The sequence below is a fragment of the Rhodospirillales bacterium genome, assembly GCA_016699855.1.
Taxonomy (GTDB): Bacteria; Pseudomonadota; Alphaproteobacteria; order Reyranellales; family Reyranellaceae.
On sequence record CP064988.1, the window covers coordinates 2,421,653 to 2,435,528 of the forward strand.

Below are 13,876 nucleotides of genomic sequence, written 5' to 3' on the forward strand. Positions count from 1 at the left end.
CGTCGCCCCTCCGTCGATGCCGCGCGGCGCCGGGCCGCCTGGGCGGCAGGCGGCAGGCGACGCCCTGGCCCAGGCGCAGGCGCGCCGCGGCGGCGCAGCGCGCCTCGGCGTAGGGGCAGCGGGTGTGGAAGTGGCAGCCCGGCGGCGGCGCGGCCGGACTCGGCACGTCGCCCTGGACCACGCGCTTGGCGCGCTTGATCGCGGGATCGGGCACCGGCACCGCCGACAGCAGCGCCTCGGTGTAGGGATGCTTGGGCGAGGTGAACAACGTGCGCTTGTCGGCGATCTCGACGATGCGGCCGAGATACATCACCGCGACGCGGTGCGCGATGTGCTCGACCACCGCGAGGTTGTGCGACACGAACAGGAACGCGATGCCGGATTCGCGCTGCAGATCCATCATCAGGTTGATGACCTGCGCCTGGATCGAGACGTCGAGCGCGGAGACCGGCTCGTCGGCCACGATCAGCTTCGGCTCCAGCGCCAGCGCGCGGGCGATGCCGATGCGCTGGCGCTGGCCGCCCGAGAACTCGTGCGGGAGCGCCTTCATCTGCGCCGTGCGCAGCCCGACGCGCGCGAACAGCGCCGCGATGCGCTCCTCCAGCTCCTTGCCGCGCGCGATGCCGTGGACGAACAGCGGCTCGCCGACGATGTCGCCGGCCGACATGCGCGGATTGAGCGACGAGAACGGATCCTGGAACACGATCTGCATGCGCCGCCGCCACGGCCGCAGCGCGGCGCGGTCGAGATGCGTGACGTCGACGCCGTCGACCTTGATCGTGCCGGAGGTCGGCTCGATCAGCCGCAGCAGGGCGCCGCCGACCGTGGACTTGCCGCAGCCGCTCTCGCCGACCAGGCCCAGCGTCTCGCCGGGCGCGATCGCGAAGCTGACGCCGTCGACCGCGAAGACATGGCCGGCGGCGCGGCGCAGCAGGCCCTTGCGGATCGGGAAGTGCTTCTTGAGATCGACGACCTCGATGACGGGCGCGACCGTCGCGACGGACGGGACGGTCATGGCGCGGCCCCCCTCTCGCCGGCGTGCCAGCACGCCGCCCAGTGGCCGGGCTTGTGCTCCTCGTAGGGCGGATACGACACGCGGCAGCGGTCGTCGGCCAGCGTGCAGCGCGGCGCGAAGGCGCAGCCCGGCGGCAGATCGTTGAGCGCCGGCACGATGCCCGCGATCTCCTGGAGCCGCCGCGGCGGCGCGCCGGGCTCGGGCGCCACGTCCTCGCCGCGCATCAGCCCCAGCCGCGGGATCGAGCCCATCAGGCCGCGCGTGTAGGGGTGCAGCGGATCGGCGAACAGCTCGCCGACCACGGCCTCCTCGACCTTGCGGCCGGCGTACATGACGATGACGCGCCGCGCCGTCTCCGCGACGACGCCCAGGTCGTGGGTGATCAGCACGACGGCGGTGCCGAACTCGCGCTGCAGCTCGACGATCAGGTCGAGGATCTGGGCCTGGATGGTGACGTCCAGCGCCGTCGTCGGCTCGTCGGCGATCAGGACGTTGGGCTCGCAGGCCAGCGCCATGGCGATCATGACGCGCTGGCGCATGCCGCCCGAGAGCTGATGCGGATACTCCTTGGCGCGGCGCTCGGCGTCCGGGATCTTCACGATCTCGAGCATCTCGACCGCCTTGCGGCCTCGGCGCGCGACATGTCGCGGTGCAGGCGCAGCGCCTCGCCGACCTGGTTGCCGACGGTCATCACCGGGTTGAGCGAGGTCATCGGCTCCTGGAAGATCATCGAGATGCGGTCGCCGCGCAGGGCGCGCATCGCCGGCTCCTCGAGAGTCAGCAGGTCGACGCCGTCCATCTCCACCGATCCGGCGACGATGCGGCCCGGCGGCGTCGGCACCAGCCGCATCAGCGACAGCGCCGTGATGCTCTTGCCGCAGCCCGACTCGCCCACGATCGCCAGGGTCTCGCCGTGGTGGACCTGGAAGGAGACGTCGTCGACGGCCTTGACGACGCCGCGGCGGGTGAAGAACCAGGTCTTGAGGCCGCGGACGTCGAGCGCGACGCCTCCGGCGGTGGCGGGATCGACGGACATCAGCTGCGCTGCCTCGGATCGAGCATGTCGCGAAGCGCGTCGCCCAGCAGGTTGGTGCCGAACACGACCAGGCTGATGGCGACGCCAGGGAAGATCACCAGCCACGGCGCGGTGCGCACGTACTCGGCGGCGGATTCCGAAAGCATGCGGCCCCACGACGGATGCGGCTCGGGCACGCCGAGGCCGAGGAAGGACAGCGACGCCTCGGTGAGGATGGTGGAGCCGAGCTGCGCGGTCGCGAGCACGATCAGCGGCGCCAGGGTGTTGGGCAGGACGTGGCGCACGGCGATGCGCCACTCGCTCATGCCCACCGCACGCGCCGCCTCGACGAACGGCATCTCGCGCAGCGCCATGGTGTTGGAGCGGATGACGCGCGCCACCGTCGGCACCAGCGGGATGGCGATGGCGATGATGGTGTTGCGCAGCGACGGCCCGAGCGACGCCGCCATCACCAGCGCCATCACCAGCAGCGGCAGCGACTGCATGATGTCCGACACGCGCTGGACGATCAGGTCGAACCAGCCGCCGATGTAGCCGCTCGACAGGCCGAGCGCGACGCCGAAGAAGCAGCCCAGCGCCGTGGCGCCGACCCCGACCGCCAGCGAGATCCGCGCGCCGTGCAGGATGCGGCTGAGAAGGTCGCGGCCCATGAAGTCCGCGCCCAGCAGGTTGGTGCCGCCCGGCGGCGCCAGCGACGCCTTTGCGTTGGTCGACAGCGGATCGAGCGGCGCCACGACGTCGGCGAAGATCGCCGCGCCGAGGAACAGAGCGAAGATCACCGCGCCCGCCGCGCCCAGCGGATAGCGTCGGGTGAGGAAGCGGGCGTTGCCCCAGAAGCCGGAGGCGCCGGCGCCGGCGCGCGACAGCTCGGCAGCCTGGTCGCCGGCGGAGATTTCGGGCGTGTGCGACATGGTTGCGCTCCGTCCTCAGTCCGCGACCCGGATGCGGGGGTCGAGCAGGCCGTAGAGCAGGTCCACGATCAGGTTCACGACCACCACGACGCAGGCGATGAACATCACGAGGTTCTGCACCATCGGGTAGTCGCGCCAGCGGATGGCCTCGACCAGGAAGCGGGCCACGCCGGGGATGTTGAACACCGTCTCGGTGACGATCAGGCCGCCGATCAGGAAGCCGGCCTCGATGCCGATCACCGTGACGATCGGCAGCAGCGCGTTGCGCAGCGCGTGGTTGGCGTTGACCGCGCTCTCCGACACGCCCTTCGAACGGGCGGTGCGGATGTAGTCCTGGCGCAGCACCTCCAGCATCGAGGAGCGCGTCAGCCGCGCCAGCAGCGCCGAGCTGCGGAAACCGACCGCGGCGGCCGGCACCGACAGCAGCAGAATCTCTCCCCACAGCGTGTCGGGCGGCTTGGTGTAGATCGGCAGGTCGCCGAACCAGCGCACGAAGGCCATCAGGATCAGCAGGCCGAGCCAGAACGACGGCAGCGACAGCCCGCTCAGGCTGAGCACGCGGATGGCGTAGTCGAGGCCGGTGTTCTGGCGCACCGCGCTGATCGCGCCCAGCGGCACGCCGATCACCACCGAGAAGATCAGCGCCAGCAACGCCAGCTTGGCGGTGATCGGGATGCGCGGCGCGATCTCGTCGAGCGTCGGGCGCTCGGAGACGTAGGAGAAGCCGAGGTCGCCCCGGAACAGGCCGCCGATCCACTCCACGTACTGGACCGCGATCGGCCGGTCGAGCCCGAGATCGGCGACGATCTTCGCCTTCTCCGTCGCGTCGACCATGCCGGCCGAGTCGAACAGGATGTCGGCGATGTTGCCCGGCACGATCCGCAGCAGCACGAAGATGACCACCGACATCCCGAACAGCGTCAGGACCATCAGCAGCAGGCGTCGCACCAGATAGGCCCCCATAGGCGCCGTCCCCTCCCCGTGTCCGCGCCGCGCGCGCGGCGTCGTTTTTGTTTGCGCGGCGGTCCGGCCCGCGTCAGCGGTCGATCCAGACGTCCTCGAACCGCCAGTGATTGTAGATCGAGTTGACCGCCATGTTCACTCCCTTAACAGGCGCCTGCCAGCACGTCACGGCCTTGCCGTGCAGGATCACCGGCCGCGCCCCGTCCTCCTGGAGCGTCTTGTCGATCTGCGCGACCAGCGCCTTGCGCGCCGCGAGGTCGGTCATCGTCGACTGCTTCTCGAACAGCTTCTCGAGGTCCTTGTTGCAGTAGTTGGTGTAGTTGCGCTCCGAGCCGCAGCCGAACGTCTCGTAGAACACGACGTCCGGATCGTCGACGCCGACGCCCTGCACGTTCATGCCGACCGAGTAGTCCTTCTTGAGCATGCGCGCGTACCACACGCTGGTGTCGAGCGGCTCGAGCTCGGCCTCGATGTGGACGTGCTTCAGATGGTCGATCAGGATCACGGCGGCGTCGCGGTAGCTTGAGATGTTGCGCGTCGAGACCTTGATCTTGAGCGTCTTGTCCGGGCCGTAGCCGAGGCCGCGCATGATCTCGCGTCCCTGCTCGCGGTTCTTCGCCACGTCGGGATCGTAGCCGGGCACCGACCGGAGTAGCTCGGCCGGCATCCCCCACTGCCCGTGCGGCAGCGGCAGCATCGAGCCGCCGGCGGCGTCGTCGCCTTCGGCGAGGATCTGGCTGAACGAGGCGCGGTCGATGCTGAGCGCCATGGCGCGGCGCACCTTCGGGTCGTCGAACGGCGGCTTCTCGCGGTTGACCAGCAGGTTGCTCTGGGTGTTGGTCGGCGACAGCTCGCACACAGCCGACGGCACCTTGTCCTTGACGTCGCGCATCAGCGGCCGCGTCAGCTCGGCGGTGAACGTCATGTCGAAGCGGCCGGAGATGAAGGCCAGGACCGAGGTCGAGCGGTTGGCGATGATCGTGTACTCGATCGCGTCGAGGTAGGGCCGGCCCTTCTTCCAGTAGTCCGGATTGCGCGCGATCTTGATCGATTCGTTCTGCTTGAAGTCGACGAACTTGAACGGCCCCGTGCCGACGGGCTTGGTGCGCATCTGCGCGGCGGAGACGTGGCAGGGATAGACCGGCGACATGCCGCCGGCCAGCATCGCCAGCAGCGACGGCTGTGGCCGGTTCAGATGGAACGTGACCTCGCGCTCGCCGTTGGTCGTGATCTCCTTGAGATTGAAGTACCAGGGCTTGCGCGGGTTCTTGCGCAGCTTGTTCTCGCCCAGGCCCTGGACCATGTCCCATGTGCACTTGACGTCGGCGCTGGTGAACGGCTTGCCGTCGTGCCACTTCACGCCGTCGCGCAGCGTGAAGGTGAGCTTGGTGCCGGTGTCGTCCCACTTCCACGCGGTGGCGAGGTCGGGGACGATGCCGTCGAGCCGGTTCTGCTTCGTCGTCTGGTCGAACAGGACGAGGTTGTTGAACAGGCCCATGAACGGCATCACCGTCGAGATCGTCGCCTCCTCGTGGATCGAGGCGCTCGGCGGATTGTCGCGGTGCGAGACCCGCAGCGTGCCGCCCTGCTTCTGGGCCAAGGCCTGCGGGACGACGAGCGCGACGGCGACCAGCAGGGCCGACACGGCGCGCGACACGGCTGTCGCGTTCATGGCGTTCACTCCCAACGGGCGCGGCCGGCGCCGCGCGCTCTGGCGGCTTTGCGCCGCTTGGCCGACGCGGTGGAATCCGCGCCCGGCGTCGCGATCCTGTCAGGGAACCCGCGGGGGCGCAAACGCGGCGCCGCGCATGTCAGATTTGCGAATAGCCCGAGCCCATGGTGTCGACGCCGCGGCCGGCGGCCCGGTCGATCCAGCCGAACTCCTTGAGGATCTGCTGGCTGTAGGTGACGCGGCCGTTGACCTTGGCGGCCGGCTCGCTAGCCAGCAGCAGGGCGGCGCGCGCCATCATCTCCGGCGGCTCGCCTCGCGGATCGTCGATACCGTCGACCAGCTTGTGGTGGATCGTCCCCGGCGTCGGCACGACGCGCGACGGCGACACGCAGGTCACCGCGATGCCGCCATGCGCGGCGAGTTCCTGCGCCAGCCCCTGCGTGAGGCGCTCCAGCGCCGCCTTGCTGGCGCCGTACATCACGCCGCCGCGCACGGTCTTGTCGGCGTAGGGGCCGCGGCCCGGTCCGATCGCCGAGCCGGAGCCGATGTTGACGATGGCGCCGGCGCCGCGCGCGACCATGTCGGGGAGAACCGCCTTGGAGAGCATGAACGGTCCGTGGACGTTCACGGCGAACGCCTTCATCCAGCGGCTGGTCGGATAGTCGACCGTCGGGATGTAGTAGTTGAGCGGGGCGTTGTTCACGAGGACGTCGACCGGTCCGAACGCCGCGCGGGCGTGGTCGGCGAGCGCCACGCAGTCGCTCTCGGCGGACACGTCGGCCGCGAAGGCGGACGCGGCGCCGCCATCGGCCCGGATCGCCTCGACGGTGCTCGCCAGCGAGCCGGCGTAGACGTGGTCGCCTTCCTTGAGGGTGCGCGCGGCGCAGACGACGCGGGCGCCTTCGCGCGCGAAGAGCCGGGCGATGGCCTCGCCGATGCCGCGGCTGGCGCCGGTGACGATCGCCACCTTGCCGTCGAGTTCTACCCATTCCATCCTCCCGGCCGGCGTCGTTCGGGACGCCGGTTCCGGAAGGAGTATCGGTCAGGCCGTCGACCGGGGCGAGCGGTTCAGGCGGCGGTCCGGGTCGCCACGACCGGGCGGCGCGCGGACATCACGACCGGAAAAGGGAGCACCGTCGCGGTGGCCGGGGCGTGGCCCCTGGCGGCGCGGCGCGCGGTCTGCGTGCCCGCGATCTCGTGCAGCGAGAGGCCCGCGAGATGGCCGGCGCAGAGCAGGCCTGCCGGCGGCGCGTCGAGTTCCAGAGCGTCGTAGGTGAAGCGGCCCTTGAAGGTCTCCGGAACGCCGTCGCGGGCGCCGTAGACGTCGACCTTCTCGTTCGGTTCGACAACCATGAGGATCCCCGGCGCGTACCAGAGGCCGCCGCTGTGGGCCACGTGATTTTCCTCGACGAAGAACATCTTAACCATGGTGTTTCAACCTGTGGCTCAGCCATCTCGCAAAATGCGGATGCAAAAACTGAGCAATCACTCCTTCATGCGAGGAGTCGTAGAACGAGTGATTGCTCATTGTCAAGTTGATTTATCCACAGACGCCGATGCAATCACCATGCCGGTGGACTCAGAGACGCCGGAAGCGCCCTCTGCGTATGGTCGCGCAGACGCGCTTCCGCGTCGCCGCCGACCCGAAACCGAGAGTGCGTCCAGTGCCGTCAAATCGCGCTTTGTTGCCCACCGTCGCGCTGATGGCGTTGGTTCTCGCGCCATCCGCGCGGGCGCAGGGCTACGAGGAGGCGGTGCGGATCTGCGTCCGTGTAGCGGCGCCCGACGAACGGCTCGGCGCCGCCTGCACCGTCGTCATCGATTCCGGCCGCGCCGGTCCGATCGAGCGCGCCGCCGCGCTGAACAACCGGGCGGTCGGGCGCGAGGGCGGCGTCGCGGCGGCGATCCGCGACCTCGACGCGGCCATCGCGTTGGCGCCCACCATCGCCAAGCTGTTCCACAATCGCGGGGCGCAGCGTCTCGACGCGTCCGATCCAGCGGGCGCTTTGGCCGATTTCGACACCGCGGTCCGGCTCGATCCGCGCTACGCGGTGGCCTTCGCCAGCCGTGGCGAGGCCTATTTCGCGCTGAAGCGCCACCGCGAGGCGATCCGCGATTTCTCGGAGGCGATCCGGCTGGCGCCGGACTACGTCCATCCGCTCTACAATCCTTACGAATCGCGGGCGCGGGCCAAGGAGGCCGTCGGCGACACGCGCGGCGCCGCCGCCGACCGCGCGCTTTACATGCCGCTGTTCAACGAGACGAAAGCCGGCCCCGGACGCGACCGCAACACGACCGGTCCGCGCGCGTGGGAGCCGTTCATCGCCTATCCGAAGGATCTGCGGTAGCCGCCGCTTCCGCGCTCACCCCGGCACGCGGCCGCGCAGCAGGCGGCCCGGCAGCTCGCCGGTCGGCTGGTTGTCGCGCAGCACGATCCGGCCGTTGACGATGGTGGCGTCGATGCCGTCGGCGGTCTGGCGCAGGCGCTGCGCGCCGGCCGGCAGATCGTTGACCACCTCCGGCATGCGCGCGCCGATAGTCGCGGGATCGAACACGACGATGTCGGCGGCCATGCCCTCGCGCAGCAGCCCGCGGTCGTGGAAGCCCCACTGGGTCGCGGTGTCGTAGGTGATCAGCCGGACCGCCTCCTCCAGCGTGAAGGCCTGCTTCTCGCGCACCCAGTGGCTGAGCAGATGCGTCTGCAGCGAGTTGTCCATGATCTGCGAGACGTGCGCGCCGGCGTCGGAGAAGGTCACGACCGAGCGCGGATGCCTCATCATCTCCAGCGCCTGGTCCTGGTCCTCGTTGGCGATGGGCTGGATCAGGAACAGCTTGAGGTCGCGCTCCAGCGCGAGGTCGATCATCAGCTCGACCGGCGTGACGCCGCGCTCCTTCGCCAGATCGGCCATCGAGCGGTGCGGCCCGGCAACGCTGTCCATCAGGTAGATCCACTCCCACTCCGGCGGCCGCGCCTCGGTGCCGTAGACCTGCGGGCCCGTGTAGGGCCGGTTGGCGACCTCGATCAACCGGCGGCGCGTCTCCGGATCGCGCAGCGCCGCCTTCTGCTGGTCCAGCGGCAGCGCGCGCACGTCGCGCCACACGTCCCATTTGTCGAACGGCGTGTGGGTCTCGAACGACAGCAGCACGCTGAGCGCCCGGCTGTGGACCTGCACGAACAGCCGCCCGCCCTCGCGCGCCGCCTGGTCGACGATGTCGAAGCACGGCCGCCACGCGCCGGGCGCCTGCCGGGTCGAGAACATGCCGAAGGTGATCGGCCGGCCGGTGCCGATCGAGAGGTCCTTGAGCGCCGTGTAGTATTTCGCCGCCCGTTCCCGCATCGCGCCCGTGGGCTCGCCGGCGATCTCGAGGATGCCGGCGTTCTCCTCGCCCATGACGCCGACCAGCGTCGCCAGCTCCTCCCACGTCGCCAAGCGGCTGGCGACCGGCTTGTCGTCCGAGGTCTGGTGGTTGACGCTGCGCGTGGTCGAGAAGCCCATGGCGCCGGCCCGCAGCGCCTGCCGCATCTGGTGCGACATCGCCTTAAGGTCGTCGTCGGTGGCGGCGTCGGTGAAGGCGCGCTGGCCCATGACGTAGGTGCGCAGCGCCGAATGGCCCATGTAGCCGCTGTAGTTGATGCCCTTGGGCAGGGTGTCGAGCACGTCGAGGAACTCGGGGAAGGTCTCCCAACGCCACTTGATGCCCGCCAGCATGGCCTGCCGGCTGATGTCCTCGGCGCGCTCGAGGTTGCGGAACACCAGGTCGGCCTCGGCTTCGCGGCAGGGCGCCAGCGTGAACCCGCAATTGCCCATCACCACGGTGGTGACGCCGTGGTAGCAGGAGCTCGTGCCCAGAGGGTCCCAGAAGATCTGGGCGTCCATGTGGGTGTGGCCGTCGACGAAGCCCGGCGCCACGACCCGGCCCTCGGCGTCGATCACGCGGTCCGCCGGGCTGGAGATGCGGCCGATGGTGGCGATGCGGCCGTCCTTGACGCCGACATCGGCGCGGTAGCGCGGCAGTCCGGAGCCATCCACGACCATCCCGTTCTTGACCACGAGATCGTACGCCATCGCCGTTTCCTCCAACTGATTGCCGAGATGCTAGCGCGGCGGCTCGGGCCCGTCGACGCGGCCGCCTCGACTGCGCGGCCGCGAGCCGCGCGCGCGGCGAACGACGGCCCTGCGCGCGGGGCATGCCCCGGTGGGCGACTAGGCGTTGAGGCGGCGGCGCGATTCGCTGCTATGATCGGTCAACCAACCGCGAGGAACCGTCCGATGCAGTACAAGCGCATCTCCGCCGATTGCCACCTCGACATGCCCTGGATGCCGCCGGAGCTGTTCACGTCGGAGGCGCCGCGCGAGTTGAAGGACCGCATGCCCTTCGTCACCGACACGCCCGAGGGGCCGAAATGGGTGACCAAGAGCGGCGCCAGCTTCGGGTTCAAGAACGGCGTCGGCCCGGCCGGCCAGAAATTCGTGCCCGGCAAGCACCACCGCGTCGACGTCATGGCCGAGACCGGCCTCTACGCCGACGGCGCCAAGGACATCCGCCGGGTGTCCGATCCGCATCTGCGCATCAAGGACCTCGACCGCGACAACGTCGACGCCGAGGTGATCTACGGCATCCTCGGCGCCGCCAGCCGCCTCAACGACCCCGAGGCGGCGAACGCGATGATGGTCATCTACAACGACTGGCTGAAGTCGTTCTGCAGCCACTACCCCGACCGCCACATCGGTCTGGCCTGCCTGCCCTACGGCGACATCGACGCCGCCGTGAAGGAGATCCACCGCGCCGCCCGGCTCGGCCTGCGCGGGCTGGAGCTGTCGTGCTCGTGGGACATGGAGCCGATGTGGCATCCGATGTGGGATCCGCTGTGGGAGGCGGTCAACGAGGTCGACCTGCCGCTGCACTTCCACACCTTCCCGACGCTGCCGCCGAACACCATCGAGAAGCACGGCGGCCAGGTCGGCCGCCGCGTGTTCTTCACGGTGGTCTCCGGCTTCCAGATGAACCTCGTGAACATCCTGGCGGCGATGATGTCGGCCAACGTGTTCGAGCGCTTCCCCAATCTGCGCGTCGCCTTCGGCGAGAGCGGCTGCGGCTGGGTGCCCTACGCGCTCGACCGCATGGACTACGAGTGGGAGGACCGCTTCACCGACCTCGGCCTGAAGATGCGGCCCAGCGAGTACTGGCGCCGCCAGTGCAAGGCGACCTTCCAGTTCGACCGCGTCGGGCTGAAGATCATCGAGGACATGGGCGTCGAGAGCCTGATGTGGGGCTCGGACTACCCGCACGGCGACGGCGTGTGGCCGCAATCGGACAAGTACATCGCCGAGCAGTTCGCGCATCTGCCGGCGGCCGTCACCAAGCAGATCACCTGCGACAACGCCGCCAAGTTCTACCGTCTGGTGAACTAACGCGCCGCGGCCGGCGGCGGCCGGGCGGCGATGGCCAGGGAGCGATCCACCGGGGCCAGCCGCCTGTTTAGGCCTGCGCCTCCTCTCAGCCCTATACGCCAAGCGTAAACATCAACGTCACACAGTGCGTCAACCGAGATGACGGCATGCTCGCCAACCGCATTGCAGATGCTGTAGACCGAGTATTCAAAGCCAACTAGTCCGACAGCTCCAAACTGACAGAAGGCCAAGTCCTCGCCAACCAGGCGCCGGACGATCGGTGGAAAATGTCCTGGAGTGGATAGTCATTGAGAAACTCCAAGGGAGAGTTTCGCAACTCTTGCGCGATGTCGCCGCTTCCGGCAACCTCACTTTCGGAATCGGCGGGGAGTGAGCTGAATGGCTTCAGCACCTTTTTCCAATCCAGTACTATTTTCGGCTTACTTTGGTGTTAGTCCAATGGAGTTGAAGAATGCGGGTTTTCTTGATCCGTTTCTGAACGTTGACACGCAGCTTTTTGTCGACCCAATCCTTCTCGATAAATCTTCTATTGAGATAATCAGAACGGATGCTTACGAACGCCTGAAGAAGCATTTTGAGAATGTCGTTCGCCTATTGGCCATAAGCAGCCGTGAGGGCGACGCAGCATGGAAGGGAGCACAGAATCTCCTGAGCTTGAAGGAACCGCCTGCCAACGGATTAGGCTATGGTCGGAGCGACAGAGCCGGTACTTCACGACCGAGCGAGCTTAGGGACGCCATCCTTCGCACTGCCAAAGAAATCGTAGATCTCGGTGCCCGCGACCCTGAGATGATCTCATTGATGGGATTTTTCGAGGAACAGGTTGGCCCGGACACGATTAGCGATCTCACTTCGCGTATCATAGAACCGGAATTGGCAAAGCTGACGCATGACTTTTGTGTGCGGTTCGGTGTAACCGTGAAGAGATCCGACGCGGCTCCAGATGTTGCACTTCCGCATTACACGTGGCCGAACGGCAACGAGCGCGCAATCGTTTTTGTCCCGATCGACGTGGTCCGAGCGCTTCCCGTCGCTAACGACTGGTCGGAGATTGATGCCGCCACCAAAGCCAACGCAGCTATACGCGCTAGGGTCAACGACATGCTCTCCGGCATTGTTCGACCGACCATTGCAGACCGAAAAGCCGCCCTCCGGAGCGCAGCTCTTCAGTCCGCAGATGTTTTTCAAGTTTTTCTAGATGCGATCAAAGAGTACGCTAGCAACTACGACCCCAACCAAGACGTGCTTGGCTACTTCACGCTGCGCGACATCCTTCAAAGCGAGCAGGAGAAGTTCAAAGTTGACCTCGTTTACGACGTCAGCAAGGGTATCAGCGAGGTCAAGCGTGTCGTTGTAGACACCATGGACATGTTCAAGCATCACATCGAAAACGGTAATCTGTGGGAAATGCTTTGGGCTGACGGTAAGCCCAAAAAAGAACGAGCTGCTCAGCTCATGTACTTTGCAATCTCCGACTGCTTTTGCAAAGCAAACAACATAGACATATCGCCAGAAGCCAACATGGGTGGCGGGCCAATCGACTTCAAATATTCGAAAGGCTACAACGCTCGTGTGCTTGTCGAGATGAAAAGATCTTCAGGGACCGTTGTTCACGGATACGAAAAGCAGCTTGAAATTTACAAGGACGCTTCACGCACAAATCACGGCGTATTTGCTATCTTGGACTATGGTGATCTTGGTGACAAGTTAGAGAAAATTCAGAGGATTAGAAGCGCGCGAATTGCTCGTCGCGAACCCGCATCTGATATCGTTGTGATAGATGCTACGCAAAAGGTATCGGCGAGCAAGCGCCAGTGACTAGGTCTAAGCATTGTTGGTAAGTAGTTGTCTGCGACGTCAACCACCAGACATCGGACGATGCGCGCCGCCACCGCGCCGCGCGCCGTCGAGGCGCGTCCGGCCGCCGTCCAGCTCAAGGCCGCCGATCTCGCGGCGCTCCAGGCGTTCGACGCCGCCGTGCGGCTGGGCAGCTTCAAGGCCGCCGCCGCCGCGCTGCATCTGACCCCGTCGGCGGTCAGCCACCGCATCACCTCGCTCGAACGCACGCTGGGCAAGAGCCTGTTCGTGCGGGCGCACCGCGCCGTGCGTCCGACGGCGGCCGGAAAGACGCTGGCGGTCGCGACCGGCCGCGCCTTCGCCGATCTCGCGCGCGCGGTGGCGCCCGCCGACGGTCCGGGCGGGCGGCGGCGCCTGCGTCTGGCGGCGCTGCCGTTCTTCGCCTCGGACTGGTTGATCCCGCGCGTCGGCCGCTTCATGGCGGCGCATCCCGGGATCGAGCTGGTGATCGAGACATCGAGCCGGCACGCCGATCTCGAGATCGAGGCGTTCGACGCCGCCATCCGCGTCGGCGACGGCGGCTGGCCAGATCTCGTGGCGACGCGGCTGATGGAGCTGCGCGCGGTGCCCGTCGCGACGGCGGCGCTGCGGCGCCGGGCGAGGCTGCGGCGGCCCGCCGATCTCGCCGACGCCACGCTGATCCACGTCACGACGTTTCCGCTGGCGTGGCCGATCTGGTTGACGGGCGCCGGGGTGGCCGGCCTCACGGCGCGCAACGTCGTGTGGGTCGACAGTTTCGGCGCCGCCATGCAGCTCGCCGAGCAGGACGCGGGGGTGGCGCTCGGGCTGGAGCCGCTGTTCTCGGCGCGCGAGCGCGCCGGCAGCGGATTGAAGCGCCTGTTCGAGCGCAGCGAACCCACCGGCGGCTACTGGCTGGTCCACCGCCGCGCCGACACGGCCCACCCGGGATTGACGGCGTTCAAGCGCTGGCTGCTGGCGGAGACCACCGCCGATAGGTGAACACTTTTCACCCATAACCCGGCCGCTTTCATTTGCCGCGACGCGCGC

10 protein-coding genes and 2 pseudogenes are annotated in these 13,876 nt (G+C 67.7%); 4 read left to right on the plus strand and 8 right to left on the minus strand.

Translation table 11 applies throughout. The features are described 5' to 3' along the window. Positions 1-109: 109 nt before the first annotated feature. The 7 genes and pseudogenes from IPK81_11375 to IPK81_11405 form a co-directional block, all read right to left on the minus strand. Positions 110-1,015, minus strand: a pseudogene (locus IPK81_11375) (ATP-binding cassette domain-containing protein). Continuing rightward, positions 1,012-2,051 (minus strand): annotated as a pseudogene (locus tag IPK81_11380) (ABC transporter ATP-binding protein). Before IPK81_11380 ends, IPK81_11375 begins: the two co-directional pseudogenes overlap by 4 nt. Further along, positions 2,051-2,944: an ABC transporter permease gene (locus tag IPK81_11385; GenBank protein ID QQS15066.1), complete on the minus strand. Its 894-nt coding sequence runs from the start codon at positions 2,942-2,944 to the stop codon at positions 2,051-2,053. The pseudogene IPK81_11380 and the gene IPK81_11385 overlap by 1 nt, the downstream one beginning before the upstream one ends. 33 nt (positions 2,945-2,977) lie before the next feature. Further along, on the minus strand, positions 2,978-3,925 hold the full coding sequence (locus IPK81_11390; GenBank protein QQS14695.1) for an ABC transporter permease: 948 nt from the start codon (positions 3,923-3,925) through the stop codon (positions 2,978-2,980). A 73-nt stretch (positions 3,926-3,998) separates the two neighbouring features. Next, positions 3,999-5,597: an ABC transporter substrate-binding protein gene (locus IPK81_11395; GenBank protein ID QQS14696.1), complete on the minus strand. Its 1,599-nt coding sequence runs from the start codon at positions 5,595-5,597 to the stop codon at positions 3,999-4,001. Positions 5,598-5,736: 139 nt separating this feature from the next. Then, on the minus strand, positions 5,737-6,591 hold the full coding sequence (locus IPK81_11400; GenBank protein ID QQS14697.1) for an SDR family NAD(P)-dependent oxidoreductase: 855 nt from the start codon (positions 6,589-6,591) through the stop codon (positions 5,737-5,739). 74 nt (positions 6,592-6,665) lie between these two features. Further along, positions 6,666-7,025, minus strand: coding sequence for a hypothetical protein (locus IPK81_11405; GenBank protein QQS14698.1), 360 nt, complete (start codon positions 7,023-7,025; stop codon positions 6,666-6,668). 275 nt (positions 7,026-7,300) lie between these two features. Here IPK81_11405 and IPK81_11410 point away from each other — a divergent pair, with 275 nt between their 5' ends. Beyond that, positions 7,301-7,945: a tetratricopeptide repeat protein gene (locus IPK81_11410; GenBank protein ID QQS14699.1), complete on the plus strand. Its 645-nt coding sequence runs from the start codon at positions 7,301-7,303 to the stop codon at positions 7,943-7,945. Positions 7,946-7,960: 15 nt separating this feature from the next. Here the strand turns inward: IPK81_11410 and IPK81_11415 are convergent, their stop codons facing one another. Then, on the minus strand, positions 7,961-9,664 hold the full coding sequence (locus IPK81_11415; GenBank protein QQS14700.1) for an amidohydrolase family protein: 1,704 nt from the start codon (positions 9,662-9,664) through the stop codon (positions 7,961-7,963). A gap of 204 nt (positions 9,665-9,868) precedes the next feature. Between IPK81_11415 and IPK81_11420 the strand changes: the two genes are divergently transcribed. From IPK81_11420 to IPK81_11430, 3 genes are all read left to right on the plus strand, one after another. Beyond that, complete coding sequence (locus tag IPK81_11420) at positions 9,869-11,011, plus strand: amidohydrolase (GenBank protein ID QQS14701.1); 1,143 nt, start codon at positions 9,869-9,871, stop codon at positions 11,009-11,011. Between the two features lie 378 nt (positions 11,012-11,389). Then, positions 11,390-12,829, plus strand: a complete 1,440-nt coding sequence (locus tag IPK81_11425; GenBank protein QQS14702.1) for a hypothetical protein — start codon at positions 11,390-11,392, stop codon at positions 12,827-12,829. 60 nt (positions 12,830-12,889) lie between these two features. Then, positions 12,890-13,828 carry a LysR family transcriptional regulator gene (locus IPK81_11430; protein ID QQS14703.1) on the plus strand — a complete coding sequence of 313 codons (939 nt, stop codon included), beginning with the start codon at positions 12,890-12,892 and terminating at the stop codon, positions 13,826-13,828. Positions 13,829-13,876: the final 48 nt, after the last annotated feature.

Coding starts and splice junctions, on each gene's coding strand:
- IPK81_11390 (QQS14695.1), bottom strand. CDS start 3,925: ATGGGGGCCTATCTGGTGCGACGCCTGCTGCTGATGGTCCTGACGCTG.
- IPK81_11395 (QQS14696.1), bottom strand. CDS start 5,597: ATGAACGCGACAGCCGTGTCGCGCGCCGTGTCGGCCCTGCTGGTCGCC.
- IPK81_11400 (QQS14697.1), bottom strand. CDS start 6,591: ATGGAATGGGTAGAACTCGACGGCAAGGTGGCGATCGTCACCGGCGCC.
- IPK81_11405 (QQS14698.1), bottom strand. CDS start 7,025: ATGGTTAAGATGTTCTTCGTCGAGGAAAATCACGTGGCCCACAGCGGC.
- IPK81_11410 (QQS14699.1), top strand. CDS start 7,301: ATGGCGTTGGTTCTCGCGCCATCCGCGCGGGCGCAGGGCTACGAGGAG.
- IPK81_11415 (QQS14700.1), bottom strand. CDS start 9,664: ATGGCGTACGATCTCGTGGTCAAGAACGGGATGGTCGTGGATGGCTCC.
- IPK81_11420 (QQS14701.1), top strand. CDS start 9,869: ATGCAGTACAAGCGCATCTCCGCCGATTGCCACCTCGACATGCCCTGG.
- IPK81_11425 (QQS14702.1), top strand. CDS start 11,390: ATGGCTTCAGCACCTTTTTCCAATCCAGTACTATTTTCGGCTTACTTT.
- IPK81_11430 (QQS14703.1), top strand. CDS start 12,890: ATGCGCGCCGCCACCGCGCCGCGCGCCGTCGAGGCGCGTCCGGCCGCC.